The 14,609-nt window shown below is 65.0% G+C and carries 16 protein-coding genes; 2 read left to right on the forward strand and 14 right to left on the reverse strand.

Annotation, left to right across the window (positions count from 1 at the left end):
- Positions 1-18: 18 nt before the first annotated feature.
- A complete protein-coding gene (locus ACVZTU_RS11615) occupies positions 19-357 on the reverse strand; it encodes a LysM peptidoglycan-binding domain-containing protein (protein ID WP_062244074.1) in 339 nt (112 codons plus the stop codon).
- Positions 358-591: 234 nt separating this feature from the next.
- Here ACVZTU_RS11615 and lexA point away from each other — a divergent pair, with 234 nt between their 5' ends.
- Positions 592-1,347 (forward strand): transcriptional repressor LexA, encoded by a 756-nt coding sequence (lexA, locus tag ACVZTU_RS11620; RefSeq protein ID WP_092012603.1) that lies wholly within the window; start codon positions 592-594, stop codon positions 1,345-1,347.
- A 66-nt stretch (positions 1,348-1,413) separates the two neighbouring features.
- Here the strand turns inward: lexA and ACVZTU_RS11625 are convergent, their stop codons facing one another.
- Positions 1,414-3,384 (reverse strand): ATP-dependent DNA helicase, encoded by a 1,971-nt coding sequence (locus ACVZTU_RS11625; protein ID WP_482400453.1) that lies wholly within the window; start codon positions 3,382-3,384, stop codon positions 1,414-1,416.
- Complete coding sequence (hflX, locus tag ACVZTU_RS11630) at positions 3,381-4,853, reverse strand: GTPase HflX (protein ID WP_434590301.1); 1,473 nt, start codon at positions 4,851-4,853, stop codon at positions 3,381-3,383. Before hflX ends, ACVZTU_RS11625 begins: the two co-directional genes overlap by 4 nt.
- 129 nt (positions 4,854-4,982) lie before the next feature.
- Between hflX and ACVZTU_RS11635 the strand changes: the two genes are divergently transcribed.
- Positions 4,983-5,597 (forward strand): class I SAM-dependent methyltransferase, encoded by a 615-nt coding sequence (locus ACVZTU_RS11635; protein ID WP_434590303.1) that lies wholly within the window; start codon positions 4,983-4,985, stop codon positions 5,595-5,597.
- Positions 5,598-5,599: 2 nt separating this feature from the next.
- Here ACVZTU_RS11635 and dapF read toward each other — a convergent pair whose 3' ends face one another.
- From dapF to pgsA, 11 genes are all read right to left on the reverse strand, one after another.
- A complete protein-coding gene (gene dapF, locus ACVZTU_RS11640) occupies positions 5,600-6,589 on the reverse strand; it encodes a diaminopimelate epimerase (RefSeq protein ID WP_482400454.1) in 990 nt (329 codons plus the stop codon).
- 75 nt (positions 6,590-6,664) lie between these two features.
- Positions 6,665-7,585 carry a tRNA (adenosine(37)-N6)-dimethylallyltransferase MiaA gene (gene miaA, locus ACVZTU_RS11645; protein ID WP_482400455.1) on the reverse strand — a complete coding sequence of 307 codons (921 nt, stop codon included), beginning with the start codon at positions 7,583-7,585 and terminating at the stop codon, positions 6,665-6,667.
- A 6-nt stretch (positions 7,586-7,591) separates the two neighbouring features.
- Positions 7,592-8,302 (reverse strand): hypothetical protein, encoded by a 711-nt coding sequence (locus tag ACVZTU_RS11650; protein WP_482400456.1) that lies wholly within the window; start codon positions 8,300-8,302, stop codon positions 7,592-7,594.
- Positions 8,259-9,755, reverse strand: a complete 1,497-nt coding sequence (miaB, locus tag ACVZTU_RS11655) for a tRNA (N6-isopentenyl adenosine(37)-C2)-methylthiotransferase MiaB (protein WP_482400457.1) — start codon at positions 9,753-9,755, stop codon at positions 8,259-8,261. Before miaB ends, ACVZTU_RS11650 begins: the two co-directional genes overlap by 44 nt.
- Positions 9,756-9,790: 35 nt before the next feature.
- Entirely contained in the window at positions 9,791-10,777 is a 987-nt protein-coding gene (locus ACVZTU_RS11660) for a regulatory protein RecX (RefSeq protein WP_482400458.1), read from the reverse strand.
- A complete protein-coding gene (gene recA / locus ACVZTU_RS11665; RefSeq protein ID WP_101595229.1) occupies positions 10,758-11,849 on the reverse strand; it encodes a recombinase RecA in 1,092 nt (363 codons plus the stop codon). The genes ACVZTU_RS11660 and recA overlap by 20 nt, the downstream gene beginning before the upstream one ends.
- Positions 11,850-12,040: 191 nt before the next feature.
- Entirely contained in the window at positions 12,041-12,448 is a 408-nt protein-coding gene (locus tag ACVZTU_RS11670) for a VOC family protein (protein WP_181272067.1), read from the reverse strand.
- A 120-nt stretch (positions 12,449-12,568) separates the two neighbouring features.
- The gene (locus tag ACVZTU_RS11675) at positions 12,569-12,796 is read right to left on the reverse strand and encodes a DUF3046 domain-containing protein (RefSeq protein WP_139470110.1); all 228 of its coding nucleotides are present in this window, start codon (positions 12,794-12,796) and stop codon (positions 12,569-12,571) included.
- A complete protein-coding gene (locus ACVZTU_RS11680) occupies positions 12,796-13,125 on the reverse strand; it encodes a helix-turn-helix domain-containing protein (RefSeq protein ID WP_098731348.1) in 330 nt (109 codons plus the stop codon). The genes ACVZTU_RS11675 and ACVZTU_RS11680 overlap by 1 nt, the downstream gene beginning before the upstream one ends.
- Positions 13,126-13,302: 177 nt before the next feature.
- Positions 13,303-13,845, reverse strand: a complete 543-nt coding sequence (locus ACVZTU_RS11685) for a CinA family protein (protein ID WP_482400459.1) — start codon at positions 13,843-13,845, stop codon at positions 13,303-13,305.
- Positions 13,838-14,506 (reverse strand): CDP-diacylglycerol--glycerol-3-phosphate 3-phosphatidyltransferase, encoded by a 669-nt coding sequence (pgsA, locus tag ACVZTU_RS11690; RefSeq protein WP_482400460.1) that lies wholly within the window; start codon positions 14,504-14,506, stop codon positions 13,838-13,840. Before pgsA ends, ACVZTU_RS11685 begins: the two co-directional genes overlap by 8 nt.
- Positions 14,507-14,609 lie beyond the last annotated feature (103 nt).

The raw sequence follows: 14,609 nt of genomic DNA on the forward strand, positions 1-14,609 counted from the left end.
GTCGAGCAGGGTTCGACCTCAGCGAACGGGGACGTCGAGGGTCTGTCCCGGGTGAACCGTCGGGGTGTCCAGGTGGTTGATCTCGACGATATCGGCAACGACATCGCGGGTGTCGCGGTCGATGCCGAGATTCGAAGCCACGGTCCACAGCGATTCGCCCTCACCAACGACGACTGACTCGGCGTCGATGCCGATGCTCTCCGTCTCCGATTCGGCGACAGCAGCGGCCGAGAACGACTGGGTGGCGAGGAGGACCGCCCCGCCGATGACGACGAGAGCGACGAGCAGGGTCCGGAGAAGGCGCACAGCCTGGCGTCCACGAGGGGTCAGGTGCAGCTCGGTGTTCTGTGCAGACATCGCATTACCTCTTTCATTCGTACGATTCCACCAGTAATCGGTAGAACGTCTGTTCTATTCAACATGCCAATCGAACAAATGTCCAGTCCAACTCGAACATCTATGCGACAATGAGAGGGAACCAGCGTTGTTGATTGATCTGTCAGAACCATCTCAGTCGGCACTGACACGAGAATTTCCGAAGCGGAGATCACGGCGTTCAGCGGCAGGGAATAGAACGAAGGGGAACGAGCAATGGTTCAGAACAAACGAGGCAGAGGCAGGCCTCGCAACGAAGATGTTGCCAGCGAGATCGCTGCCGCTCGCACCGATGACGACGTCGTCCAGATCCCTGAGGGGTCATCCGGTGAGGGCGACTTCCGCCTCACTCCCCGTCAGCGTCTCGTGCTCGAAACCATCGAACGCGCCGTCGTGACCAACGGCTACCCGCCGAGCATGCGCGAGATCGGCAAGGCCGCCGGGCTGGCCTCTCTCTCCAGCGTCGCCCATCAGCTCTCCCAGCTCGAACGCCTCGGCTATGTCCGCCGTGACCCGAAGCGCCCGCGTGCCATCGAAGTGGTCAATCCGTTCGAAGAGGAAGAGGCCGAGCGCGCGAAGTACGAGGAGCTGGCCAACAACACTGTGCAGGTGCCGGTCGTCGGTCGCATCGCCGCCGGTGGCCCGATCCTGGCCGAACAGGAAGTCGACGATGTCTTCTCCCTGCCGACGCAGGTCGTCGGCTCCGGTGAGATGTTCCTGCTCAAGGTCGTCGGCGATTCGATGATCGAAGCCGCCATCTGCCACGACGACTGGGTGGTCGTGCGCAAGCAGCACACCGCTGACAACGGTCAGATCGTCGCCGCCCTGCTCGACGGCGAGGCCACGGTGAAGACGCTCAAGCGCAAGGCCGGTCAGCAGTGGCTGATGCCGCAGAACGAGAACTACGAGCCCATCGACGGCACCTACGCGCAGATCATGGGCCTCGTCGTCGCCGTCATCCGCCGCCTCTGATCTTCCGTCGGCTCTCCGCAGTCTGAACACAAAGGCCCGCGACCGATTCGGTCGCGGGCTTTTCTGTCATCCTTCGTCGGTTTCGGCCAGGCGGGCCAGACTCTTGCGAACGAGGCCGGAGTTCGTCGTCGGCCACATCCGCGGCATCGAATTGACGAGGAACCCGGCATACCGGGCCGAGCGCAGCCGCGAGTCGAGCACGGCCACCACTCCCCTGTCCTTGGTCGACCGGATAAGGCGTCCGGCCCCCTGCGCCAGGCGCAGCGCGGCATGCGTGGCCGATACGGCCATGAATCCGTTGACTCCCCGCTGGTCGGCATCGCGTGCTCGCGCCTGCATGAGCGGGTCGTCGGGACGAGGGAAGGGCAGTCGGTCGATGATGACCAGGCGGTTCGTCCGACCCGGCACATCGACTCCCTGCCACAGCGACATCGTCCCGAACAGGCACGTCTGATCGTCGGCCGTGAACTGGGAGACGAGGGCGGGCAGTCCGTCATCGCCCTGGAGCAGGATCGGGAAATCGAACTTCTTCCGCAGATGTTCGGCTGCCGCGTTCGCGCCCGCCCGCGAGGAGAACAGTCCCAGTGCACCGCCGTTCGAGGCTTCGACGAGTTCTTCGAGTTCGGTCAGCGCTTCTTCGCTCAGCCCGCTGCGTCCGGGTTTGGGCAGGTGGGAGGCGACATAGAGGATTCCCTGCTTGCCGTAGTCGAACGGGGAACCGACATCGAGGCTGTCCCATTTCGGGGCGTCGGGTCCGAAGAGTCCCAACGAGGCTGCCACCGCGTCGAAGTTCCCACCCAGGGACAGGGTCGCCGAGGTGGCCACGACCGTTGATTCCTCGAAGATGCCGTTGCGCATGGTGCCGGCCACACTCAGGGGTGCGACGACGAGGTTCGTCGTCTCTTTCTCTCTGAACGTCGAGCGCGAGAGCCAGATGACGTCGTTCTTGCCAGGGTCGCAGAAGCGTTCGGCGAGTTCGAAGATCTCCTGGCAGCGCGCCTTGGCCATCTGCCGGCCGGCGTCGGCGTCCTCGGTCTTGCCGCCGATGTCGTTGATGATCTGGCGGGCGGAGTCGCGGATCTGTGCCAGGGCCAGTCCGAGCGCCTCGCTCATGTGGAGGATGAGTCCCTCGGGCACCGAGGCCTGCGCACGTTCGAGAGCCGCCGCGGCGGAGTCGAGCAGTGACACGACTCCGTCCTGGACGGTGGTGTGTTTGCGTACCGAGCTCGTCGCGGCCGAGAGCATACTCGTGTTGATCTGCCCGGACAGGGCGCTGGTCACCCGGTCCTTGAGTTCGTGGGCCTCGTCGATGATGATGACATCGTGCTCGGGCAGCACGTTCGATTCCCCGAAGGCGTCGATGGCCAGCAGGGCATGGTTCGTCACGACGATATCGGCTTCGGCGGCTTTGTTCCGGGCGATTTCGGCGAAGCATTCGGTGAACAGCGGACAGTTCGAACCGAGGCAGTCGAAGGCGTTGACGGACACCTGTGACCAGGCACGATCGCTGACGCCGGGCAGGAGGTCGTCCCGGTCGCCGGTGTCGGTGGTCTTCTCCCAGGTGCGGATCCGCTGGATCTCCTCCCCCAGACCGGAGCGTTCGGTGGGTTTGCGTCCCGCCTCGGCGTCGGCACCGAGGTCGAAGAGCATGCCCTCGCCCTCGTCGGGGTACCCGCCGGCGAGCTTGTGCTTGCACACATAGTTTCGGCGGCCTTTGAGCAGTGCCGCCCGGGGCAGCGGATCGAGGTCCTTCTTCACGGCCTTGAACAGCCGGGGCAGGTCGCGGTGGATGATCTGCGTCTGCAGGGCCAGGGTCGCCGTTGATACGACGACCTTCCCGCCGGTGCGGGTGACGTACTCGGCTGCAGGCACCAGGTAGGCCAGCGATTTGCCGGTGCCTGTTCCCGCCTGCACGAGCAGATGGATTCCCTTGTCCAGCGACGAGGCGACCGCCTGCGCCATCTCCTGCTGACCCTCGCGTGGCGATCCGCCGATGGCGCCGACGGCGGATTCGAGGAGGGTGTCGACAGTCTTCACTCGTCGATGACCAGGTCCGGACGTTGGAATTCGCGCAGTTCGTCGACGAGCTCGGTCGGCACCTTGGCCTGCAGGCTGGTGCCCTCCGTGCCGTGCGATTCGTGTTCGACCGTACCGAGGGCGTAGATCTTCGACACGAGGTCACCGCGTTCATAGGGAATGAGCACGGTCATGTCGATGTCCGGGACGGGAAGGCGGTCCTCGATGGCCTCGATGAGGTCGTCGATCCCTTCCTTCGACACGGCAGAGACGAACTGGGCGTCGGGATACTCCGCGCGCAGGCCGGTGGTCACGGCCTCCTCGGCGATATCTGCCTTGTTGAACACGAGGAGTTCGGGGATGTCTCCGGTCTCGACGTCCCCCAGGACGTCGCGCACGGCTTGGATCTGTCCGTGCGGATCCGGGTGGGAGGCGTCGACGACGTGGAGGAGCAGATCCGAACCGGCGGCTTCCTCCAGGGTCGAGCGGAAGGCCTCGACGAGCTGATGGGGCAGGTTGCGGACGAACCCGACGGTGTCCGTGTAGGTGAAGACGAGGCCGTCGGCGGTCTTGGCCTGCCGGACGGTCGGGTCGAGGGTGGCGAACAGGGCGTTCTGCACCATCACCTCGGCGTCGGTGAGCAGGTTGAGCAGGGAGGACTTGCCCGCGTTCGTGTAGCCGACGATCGCGACTGAGGGCACGTGGTGGCGGGCGCGGTTCTTCCGCTTCGTCTCCCGCGAGGGCGCCATGGCGTTGATCTCGCGGCGCAGCTTCGACATGCGCGTACGGATGCGGCGACGATCGAGTTCGATCTTCGTCTCACCGGGTCCGCGGGAGCCGATTCCGGCACCGCCGGCGACACGGCCGCCGGCCTGACGGGACAGCGACTCACCCCAACCGCGCAGTCGCGGCAGCAGGTATTCGAGTTGGGCGAGTTCGACTTGGGCCTTGCCTTCGCGGGATTTCGCGTGCTGGGCGAAGATGTCGAGGATGAGCGCGACGCGGTCGACGACCTTGACCTTGATGACGTCCTCGAGTCCGCGCCTCTGGCTGGGGGCGAGTTCGGAGTCGATGATCACGGTGTCGGCGCCGACAGAGGCGACGACCTCGGCGAGTTCGGCGGCCTTGCCCTTGCCGAGGTAGGTGCCTGGGTCCGGCTTGTCGCGACGCTGGATGAGTGCGTCGAGGACTTCGGATCCGGCGGTTTCGGCGAGTGCGGCGAGTTCGCGGATCGAGTTCTCGGCTTCGGCCTGGGTGGTGTTCCAGATGCCGGCGAGGACGACGCGTTCGAGGCGGACCTGACGGTATTCGACCTCGGTGATGTCTTCGAGCTCGGTGGAGAGTCCGGCGACGCGGGTGAGGGCGGCGCGCTCGGCGAGGTCGAACTGGTCATCGCCCGGGGTGGTGTCGTGATCGTCGAGGGCTTGGGCGCCTCGGGAGAGCACACGGTCGAGCATCGCGTTGCGACGCTCCTTGTCTTCAGACGTCATTCATTCCTTTGTTCTCTGCCGCCCGCACGGGACTTCTCGTGCGGACGTCGTCATGCTTGCCACCGGTCGCGGCGATTCGCACCGACGGTGGTGTCCATCAATTCTCCCACAGCCGTCTAGACTGAAACGGTGTCAGAGCACTATTTCACCGAATCGCCGAGCAGCGAGGCCAAGTCGCGGGTACTCGACCTCGATCTGGCCGGCCGCGCCGTCACCGTCGAAACCGTATCCGGCACGTTCTCGCCCACTCGCCTCGACCTCGGCACGGCTGTGCTGCTGCGGCATCTGCCTCAGCCGCCGGCCGGCGATATCCTCGATCTCGGGTGCGGTTGGGGTCCGATCGCCCTGCACACGGCCTTGGATGCCCAGGAGGCCGAGGTGGATGTGCGAGTATGGGCACTCGACGTCAACTCCCGGTCCCTGGAGACCACCGCGGCGAATGCGCGCAGGCTCGGCCTCGATACGATCAACACCGTCACCGCCGCGGATGTTCCCGCTGACCTGCAGTTCGCAGCGATCCGGTCGAATCCGCCGATCCGCATCGGCAAGGAAGCGCTGCACGAACTCTTGGAGACCTGGCTGCCGCGTCTGGCGCCGGGCGGCCGCGCCGATCTCGTCGTATCGAAGAACCTCGGCGCCGATTCTCTGCAGAAGTGGATCGCCGGGATGCTTGGTGACGGGTTCGAGGTCGTGCGCACGGGATCGTCGAAGGGTTTCCGCGTGCTCACGGTCGAGCGCGACTGAGTTCAGCCGATCGTGCCGCTGGCGACGAGGACGGCTGGGCCGGCGAGGCTGACGCGTCCGCTCGTGCCCTCGGCGTTGGGTTCGATCTCGATACGCAGCTGACCGCCGGGCACGTCGACTCTCCACTGCAGAGGCGACTTCTCACCGGCCCAGTGGTGGGCTGCGATCGCTGCCGCGCAGGCTCCGGTTCCGCAGGAGCGGGTCTCACCGACGCCGCGTTCGAACACGCGCATGCGCAGGGCGCCTTCTCCCCCGGCCACATCGGATCGGGCCGGTTCCATGACGATGTATTCCACATTGGATCCCTGCGCCGGGACGGGGTCGAGGACGGGTGCATCGCGCAGTTCGGCTGCGGCGAGTTCGGCGTTCTCGGCCAGGGCGACGACGGTGTGCGGGTTGCCGGTGGATACGCGCAGTCCGGGACGGGCGACGTCGATGCCGCCGGTGGTCACGAGTACGCTGCTCGCGGGGTCGAGTGACCATTCGCCCATGTCGATGGTGTACCAGGCGTCGCTGGCGGATCCGGGTCCGGCTGTACCGGTGTCGACGACGTCGTCTCCGGTTTGGACGCCGAGGGCGGGATTGAGGGTGGTGCGCACGGCTTTGATGCCGTCACGGGTGCCGACGAGGATCTCGCGGGCATCGGCGGGGACGCGACCGCTGGTCAGGAGTGCGTGGGCGAAGACGCGAACTCCGTTGCCGCACATCTCGGAGAGGCTGCCGTCGTTGTTGTAGTAGTCCATGAACCATTCGGCACCGGCGTCGGCCTGTTCGGCGGCTCCGGGGATGCCGCTGGCTGCGGAGCGGACGATGCGGATGATGCCGTCGGCGCCGAGTCCGGCCCGTCGATCGGCCAGGGTGGCGACGATTTCGGGATGCATCTCCAGTGTGCTGTCGTCGTCGGAGAGCAGAACGAAGTCGTTCTGGGTGCCGTGCCCCTTGACGAAGCTGACATCGGTCCAAGCGGCGAACGGGGTATCCGGAGTGCTCATGGCTCCATCCTATCTGTGAGCGTCCAGTCGGGTCTTCAGTGCCCGTTCAGGACGTCGAGTGCAGCCGCTATGCCGTCAGTGATCGCGCAGCGCATCAAGTGCGGCCGCCAGATTCTGTTCGGCGTCGGCGGCGCTGCCGTCGATCCAGCGGATGCGCGGGTCGCGGCGGAACCAGGTGTCCTGTCGGCGTGCGAACTGCCGGGTGCGGATCGTCGTCTCTTCCTTCGCCTCGGCGGCGGTGAGCTCTCCTGCCAGATGGCGTTGGATCTGTGCGTATCCGATGGCACGTGATGCTGTCTTGCCTTCGGCCAGCCCAACGTCGAGCAGACGCGTCACTTCGTCGACCCATCCGTGCTCCCACATGAGGTCGACGCGGGTGGCGATGCGCTCGTGCAGAATGGCCCGGTCCATGCTCAAGCCGAGGTGGATGGTCGGTTCGATCTCCTGGTAGTCCGGCAGTTGGGCGCTGAAGGGACGTCCCGTGAGTTCGATGACTTCGAGCGCTCGTGCGATACGTCGTTGGTCGTTGACGGTGATCTTCTCGGCCGCTTTCGGGTCGAGTTCGCGCAGCTTCTGATGCAGCGCCCACCGGTTTGTTGCGACCTCGGCCTCGAGGCGAGCACGCACCTCGGAGTCGGTGCCGGGAAACTCCATATGATCGACCGCGGCACGAACGTAGAGCCCGGACCCGCCGACGAGGATCGGCCGCAGACCGCGCCCCCGGATGTCCGCAATCGCTGCCCGCGCACGTGCCTGAAAGTCCTGCACGTTCGCCTCTTCGGTGACGTCGAGGATATCGATGAGGTGATGCGGAATCCCCCGACGCTCATCGATCGGCAGCTTCGCCGTGCCGATGTCCATCCCTCGGTAGAACTGCATCGAATCCGTGTTGACGATCTCCCCGCCGAGGCGGTCGGCCAGATCCAGCGCCAGATCCGATTTCCCGGTGGCGGTGGCTCCGACGACGGTGATGATCGGCGAAGTGTCCTCAGCCATCGGCGATCACTCCCAGAGTCCGGTGCCGCAGAGTGTCCGGACTTCGTGGACACGTTCGTCGATGACCGGTTCCAGAGTCGAGACTCGCGCGCCCTGGTCAACGGCGTGGCGGAAGCCTGCAGCCAGCACACTGAGGTTGGCGGCCATGGCCTCTGCTTGGTCGCAGAGGTCGAGCAGTCTTTCGGTGTCGATCGACGTCCCGGAGGTGAGTGTCTCGCTGACGGCACAGTCGAATTCCGAGGCACCGTCGATCGGGGCCAGGGGTGCGTCCTCTGTTGCGGCTCCGGACAGGTCGATCGGCAGCAGAAGGTTCTCGCTCGATCCGAGCGGTCCGATGTCGACGCCGGCGGCGTGAGCGTGAAGGATCGCGACGATGACGGCGGGGTCGGCCGCCTCGGCGAGTCTGCGTTCATCCGTCGTCAGGGTGTCAACGGTTTCGACCCAGTCGGACCCGGACAGCAGCCGACCGGTGCGAGTATCGACGCCGTGATCGATTCCCCAGCCGCCGAGTCCGGCCACGGGTGGCAGGGTCTCGATGGGCAGGGCCCAATCGGTCCGCGTCCGCACGGTATCGCGGATGGCAGTCCGCAGCTCGGCCATTCGCGCCGTCTCGCTGCGGTCGATGTTCTCGAGCAGCACGGGGGCTGCCGGGATGATGGCGAAGGCGCCCATCTCAGCCGCGGGGGCGGATCGTCGGCATGCCGAGGTTCGTTGCACCGGCGGCACCCTGTCCGGGGCTCGGTGCGCCGCAGCTGTCGGCCTGAGCCCGGTCGTAGGCGTCACCGGCTCGGGACGGGCGTACGGAGAATCCGGAGTCGGCGAGGAGGAAGTAGGGTTTCGCCTCGGTGACGGTGGCAGTGACGAAATCACCGGGCCGCGGCATCTGAGCGCCTTCGGGGATTCCGACGTGGACGAGGCGGTTGTCGGCGGCGCGACCGCTCAGTCGTGGGGAATCGTCATGGGGCAGCTTGGTCACGAGCACCTCGACCTCACGGCCGATCTGGGCTTTGTTCTCGTCCCAGGCGATCTCATCCTGGAGCGCGGTGAGGCGTTCGAACCGCTCCTGCACGACGTCCTTCGGGACCTGGTTGTCCATCGTAGCCGCCGGTGTGCCGGGGCGGATGGAGTACTGGAAGGTGAAGGCCTGGGAGAAGCGGGCGCGGCGGACGATGTCCATCGTCCCCTGGAAGTCCTCTTCGGTCTCTCCGGGGAAGCCGACGATGATGTCGGTGGTGATGGCAGCGTGCGGGATGCGTTCGCGCACGGTGTCGAGGATGTTCATGAACCGTTTGGTCCGGTAGGACCGCCGCATTGATTTGAGGATCGTGTCCGAACCGGACTGCAGCGGCATGTGTAGCTGCGGCATGACGGTCGGGGTCTCGGCCATGGCGTCGATGACGTCGTCGGAGAAGGCGGCCGGGTGCGGGCTGGTGAAGCGGACCCGTTCGATTCCGTCGACGTTGCCGACGGCGCGCAGCAGTTTTGCGAATGCGCCTTTGTCGCGGAATTCGGCTCCGTAGGAGTTGACGTTCTGGCCGAGCAGGGTGACTTCGACGACTCCGTCGGCGACGAGGGCTTCGACCTCGGCGAGGATGTCGCCGGGGCGGCGGTCCTTCTCTTTGCCGCGCAGGCTGGGCACGATGCAGAAGGTGCAGGTGTTGTTGCAGCCGACCGAGATCGATACCCATCCGGAGTGCTGGGATTCGCGGCGGCTGGGCAGGGTGGAGGGGAAGACGTCGAGGCTTTCGAGGATCTCGACCTGGGCTTCCTCGTTGTGGCGGGCGCGTTCGAGCAGCGCCGGCAGGGATCCCATGTTGTGGGTGCCGAAGACCACGTCGACCCAGGGGGCCTTCTTCACGATCGTGTCCCGGTCTTTCTGTGCCATGCATCCGCCGACGGCGATCTGAAGGCCGGGGTGGTTCTCTTTGACCTTCGCGAGCTGGCCGAGGTTGCCGTAGAGGCGGTTGTCGGCGTTTTCGCGGACGGCGCAGGTGTTGAAGACGACGACGTCGGCCTGGTCGTCGGTGTTCGCCTGAACGTAGCCGGCATCGTCGAGCAGTCCGGACAGACGCTCGGAGTCATGCACGTTCATCTGACATCCGTAGGTCTTGACCTCGTAGCTGCGAGGGGTGGTTCCGGATGTCGTCGGGGATTCAATCAGTTCAGTCATGGCGCACCCATTCTAGCCGTTCCCCACGTGCCGTTTCAGTCTTCGGCGAGCACTTCCCGTGTGACCTTGATGCAGATCGCCGAGGGGAAGCCGCGGCGGGCGAGCATGCCGAGGATTCGGCGCTCTCGCACGGCATAGTCGAGGCGCCGGGTGGAGGCGGCTTTCTTCTCGGCGACTTCGCGGGCGAGTTCTTCCTCGCCGTCGATGTCGGCCACTGCGTCGGCGGCCAGTTCGGGGCTGATGCCTTTCTTGCTCAGTTCGCGTTTGAGCACGGATCGGGAGAGTTTCCGGTTCTCACGCTGTGCTCGTGCGAAGCGGTGCGCGAATTCTTCGTCGTTGAGCAGACGCGAGTTCTGCAGCTTCTCGATGAGGACATCGATCGCTTCGGGCATGAGGTCGCGTTTGAGGAGCTTCTTGCGCAGTTCGTCGCTGGAGTGATCGCGCATGGCGAGCATGTTCATCGCCGTCTTCTTCGCCTGAGCATAGTCCGCGTCGAAGTCGGGGGCGTCGTCTTCGTCGTCGAAGCTCAGCCCGGGACCGGCAGCGAAATCGGGTGAGCCGTCACTGTCATCCAGGAAGTCGGGCCCGGCATTGCCATCGCTCGCCAGGAAATCTGGACCATCATTCTCGGCTGCAAGGAAATCAGGGACATCGATGAAATCCGGAGTCGAGTCGGTACCGCCTTCGACCCACCCGTTGTCCGGCTCCTTCTGCTGTCGCTTCCAGCCGCTGGAGTTCTTCTTGCGCTTCGAGCCCGAGTTCTTTCGTTTGTCGGTTCGACCATTGCCACCGGTGACATCGTCGTCGTCGAGTCCGGAGAGGCCGGCGAAGAACCCGGCCTCTCCTTCGGCATGACGTTGGTCGATCTCCGAGATCGCACTGCGCAGCTGCGAGAGCGTCTCGGTCTGAGACGAATCGCTCCGACCCGAGTCCCCCGCACCGACCGTCTCGGTCGATGCGGCGGGCTCGCGGCCCGGGAATTCGTCGTCAGTCGACGAGGCGTCAGGAGACTTCGACGTCATCCGTCTGTGCTTCTCCGGCCGCCTCGGCGCCGTCCTCGGGTTCGTCGACCTGGATCAGGCCCAGCTTGTGCTTGATCTTCAGCTCGATCTCTTCGGCCAGGCCCGGGTTGTCGCGGAGGAAGTTGCGGACGTTCTCCTTGCCCTGACCCAGCTGATCGCCGTCGTAGGTGAACCAGGATCCGGACTTGCGCACGATGCCGTTGTCGACGCCCATATCGATGAGGCTGCCTTCGCGGGAGATGCCGTGGCCGTAGAGGATGTCGAACTCGGCCTGCTTGAACGGCGGAGCGACCTTGTTCTTCACGATCTTCGCACGAGTTCGGTTGCCGACCGCGTCCTGACCTTCCTTGAGGGTCTCGATGCGGCGGACGTCGATGCGCACGGAGGCGTAGAACTTCAGCGCCTTACCGCCCGAGGTGGTCTCCGGCGAACCGAAGAAGACGCCGACCTTCTCACGCAGCTGGTTGATGAAGATCGCGGTGGTCTTCGACTGGGCCAGGGCACCGGTGATCTTACGCAGTGCCTGCGACATCAGGCGAGCCTGCAGGCCGACGTGGCTGTCGCCCATCTCGCCTTCGATTTCGGCCTTGGGCACAAGGGCCGCGACGGAGTCGATGACGATGACGTCGAGGGCCCCGGAGCGGATGAGCATATCGGCGATCTCGAGAGCCTGCTCACCGGTGTCCGGCTGGGAGACGAGGAGCTGATCGGTGTCGACGCCGAGCTTCTTCGCATACTCCGGGTCGAGTGCGTGCTCAGCATCGATGAACCCGGCGATTCCGCCGGCCTTCTGTGCGTTTGCGACGGCGTGGAGAGCCACGGTCGTCTTACCGGAGGATTCCGGACCGTAGATCTCGACGACGCGGCCGCGCGGCAGACCGCCGATGCCCAGAGCGATGTCGAGTGCGACCGAACCGGTCGGGATGGAGGCGATGGGCTCACGCACACCGTCGCCGAGGCGCATGATCGCGCCCTTGCCGTAGTTGCGATCGATCTGGCCCATTGCGGCTTCGAGTGCCTTCGACTTGTCTCCGCCGGTGGGAACCTGAAGGTTCTTGGGTGTACGTGCCATGACGTCTCCTCTTCGTTGCTTTTCCGTTGAGACCAAGGCTAGAAGATGGCACTGACATAACGACAGAGGAAGCGATTCCCCCGTGGATAACCAGCCACTCATGGTCACAGGTCCCGTGATTCCTCACCAGGATAACCCACATGGGAACAGGTGTTCTATATATTCGGGTGTGTCGCGTGTCTCCGCGAGAGTCAGGCCTGGGCCAGACCCAGCTGCCAGGTGAGACCGAAGCGGTCCCCCACCCACCCGAACGGGCCGAATCCGTAGTCGTCGAGCGGCATGAACACAGTTCCGTCTTCGCTCAGTGCGGTGAAGATACGTTCGAGTTCCTCGGCCGAATCGCAGTCGACCATGAGTGACACGCCAGGGGTGATGTCCCACTCGTGTGCGACGAAGCTGTCGCTGAAGCGCAGTCTCTGGCCGGCGATCTCGATCTCGGACATGATGACCGTACCCTCGGCGCCCGGACCGTCGGGACCGTACCGATTGTCGAGGATCACTCGCCCGTCGGCGAAGACCTCGAGGTAGGTCTCCATGGCCTCGGCGGCGCTCTGTCCTCGACTGGGCTGGAAGGTGATGAACGGGATGGCCTGATTCATGCGGTCAGTCTACACTCGGCCGGCACGGCGCCGACAGTAAAGACCAGCGCTGTTCCGAGCAGACAGAGCCACAGACGGTGCGAGGCAGCTCCGATCCAGAAGTACGGCGTCGAACCTCGGTCAGAACGGCGTCGAGCGCGGCTTTTCCTTGCCGAGACGCCGAGATTCGGGAACGCCCATGGAATCGCAGACGGCAGTCCAGATGTCGCGGGGTTCGACCCCGGCTTCGAACGCCTGAGCTGCGGTCCGCGAACCCAAGGAGCTCAAAGTGAGGTCGGTGTGCAGGGAGGCGGCGCGCGCCTCACCGAACTCCTCGTTCATGAGGATCCAGTAGAGCGTGTGCCTCATCAGGGCTTGGCGGCCAGCCGCGGAGCAGAGTATCCCTCGGGGTGACCGAGGACCTTGTCCGAGAGCTCCTGCGGAATGGTGTCGGGGATCTGCACGCCTTCTTCGAGAGCGAAGCGATCGGACACAGACGACAGCAGTGCCGACAGCGGCAGGTCAAGTGCTTCGCAGATCGCCGACAGCAGCTCCGAGGAGGCTTCCTTCTGTCCGCGCTCGATTTCGCTGAGGTAGCCGAGCGAAACGCTGGCCCCGGTCGAGACATCGCGAAGGGTGCGTCCTTGACGACGGCGGGCGGAACGAAGTGCGTCGCCGATTTCGACTCTCAGTAACATAACGCGGCCCTCCCTTTGTCAGCGCGTCCCGTCAATGTAGTTCCAATAACTTTACAACCTGGCCGTGACACAGCACCAACCTGGTGCCCCGAGCGGATGGTATTGCCAGTCCATTCGAAGACTTTGGAGAATTTTCGTCCGATGGTCATCACCCGGTCAACCGCACAGCAGACGAACTTATTCCGTGGCATCTCCGCCAGCATTCGACGCCTGTCCGGCCTCGGGCCCGAAGGCGAGTTCGCCGACGAATTCGTCGAGGTTGACGGCCATCGCCTGCACCGTCTGGCTGCGGATGGCATCACGGTCGCCGGTGAAATCGTGTTCGAAGACCTTCGCCTTCCCGCCGAAGGCAATCGCCGTGTAGACGAGTCCGACGGGCTTGTCGTCCTGCGGATCGGGACCGGCGACTCCGGTGCAGGAGATTCCGATATCGGCGACGCACTGCACGGCCGTGCCAACGGCCATCTCCGCGGCGACGACCGGGTCGATCGGTCCGGTCTCCTCGAGGTGGTCGGCATCGACTCCGGCCAGGCTCGCCTTGAGGTCGGTGGCGTAGGTGACCAGTCCCCCGCGCACCACGGCCGAGGCACCCGGCACATCGACGAGCGAGGCGACGAAGCGTCCCCCGGTCAGCGACTCTGCCGACGCCAGCGAGATCCCCAATCGAGTACAGGTGGAGATGATGCGACGCGCGGTCGCCGTCAGCTCGGACTCAGCCACGCTGCGCGTCCCCGCCGGTCTGCGTGCTTCCACCGCTCTTCGCGTCCCTGTACAGCTTCGCCGCCTGCACGCAGTAGTCGACGCCGGTGACGATGGTGACGACGATGGCCGCGGTCATGATGATCCACGCGAAGACGAGCAGGATGACGTAGACGACGGAGGGCACCACGTCCGAGAGCGGGAAGACCAGCAGGAAGAGTCCGATCGCCGCGGTCTGCAGCACGGTCTTGATCTTGCCGCCTCGTGAGGCGGGCATGACGGCGATGCGGATCATGAAGAACCGCAGCACGGTGATTCCGAATTCGCGGACGAGGATGATCACGGGCACCCACCACGGCAGTTCGACGATGATCGCCAGACCGATGAGTGCGGCCGCCATGAGCGACTTGTCGGCGATGGGGTCGGCGATCTTGCCGAAATTCGTGATGAGGTTGTTCCGCCTGGCCAGGTAGCCGTCGACGAAGTCGGTGAACATGGCCAGCAGGAACACGATGAGCGCCCACCAGCGCAGTGTCACATCGTTGCCGCCGTCTGCCAGCAGAAGCACGAGGAACAGGGGCACCATGAGGATGCGCAGCACCGTGAGTGCGTTCGGGACATTCCACGGACTCGGTTCCGCAGAGGGCTGCTGAGAGGCTCCGGCCTCGACTCGATCGTTCACGCATCCAGCCTATCGGAGTGAGCTGAGCAGATCATTCCAACCAGGGCCATCTCAACGACCATCGCCGAGGCGGCGCACCGTCGGTACGGTGCGCCGCCTCGGC

It is taken from the genome of Brevibacterium sp. OS20 (assembly GCF_056837565.1).

Excerpts from the sequence above, each read along its gene's own strand:
- ACVZTU_RS11615 (WP_062244074.1), bottom strand. The coding sequence starts at position 357 with ATGTCTGCACAGAACACCGAGCTGCACCTGACCCCTCGTGGACGCCAG.
- lexA (WP_092012603.1), top strand. The coding sequence starts at position 592 with ATGGTTCAGAACAAACGAGGCAGAGGCAGGCCTCGCAACGAAGATGTT.
- hflX (WP_434590301.1), bottom strand. The coding sequence starts at position 4,853 with ATGACGTCTGAAGACAAGGAGCGTCGCAACGCGATGCTCGACCGTGTG.
- dapF (WP_482400454.1), bottom strand. The coding sequence starts at position 6,589 with ATGAGCACTCCGGATACCCCGTTCGCCGCTTGGACCGATGTCAGCTTC.
- miaA (WP_482400455.1), bottom strand. The coding sequence starts at position 7,585 with ATGGCTGAGGACACTTCGCCGATCATCACCGTCGTCGGAGCCACCGCC.
- miaB (WP_482400457.1), bottom strand. The coding sequence starts at position 9,755 with ATGACTGAACTGATTGAATCCCCGACGACATCCGGAACCACCCCTCGC.
- ACVZTU_RS11660 (WP_482400458.1), bottom strand. The coding sequence starts at position 10,777 with ATGACGTCGAAGTCTCCTGACGCCTCGTCGACTGACGACGAATTCCCG.
- recA (WP_101595229.1), bottom strand. The coding sequence starts at position 11,849 with ATGGCACGTACACCCAAGAACCTTCAGGTTCCCACCGGCGGAGACAAG.
- ACVZTU_RS11670 (WP_181272067.1), bottom strand. The coding sequence starts at position 12,448 with ATGAATCAGGCCATCCCGTTCATCACCTTCCAGCCCAGTCGAGGACAG.
- ACVZTU_RS11675 (WP_139470110.1), bottom strand. The coding sequence starts at position 12,796 with ATGAGGCACACGCTCTACTGGATCCTCATGAACGAGGAGTTCGGTGAG.
- ACVZTU_RS11680 (WP_098731348.1), bottom strand. The coding sequence starts at position 13,125 with ATGTTACTGAGAGTCGAAATCGGCGACGCACTTCGTTCCGCCCGCCGT.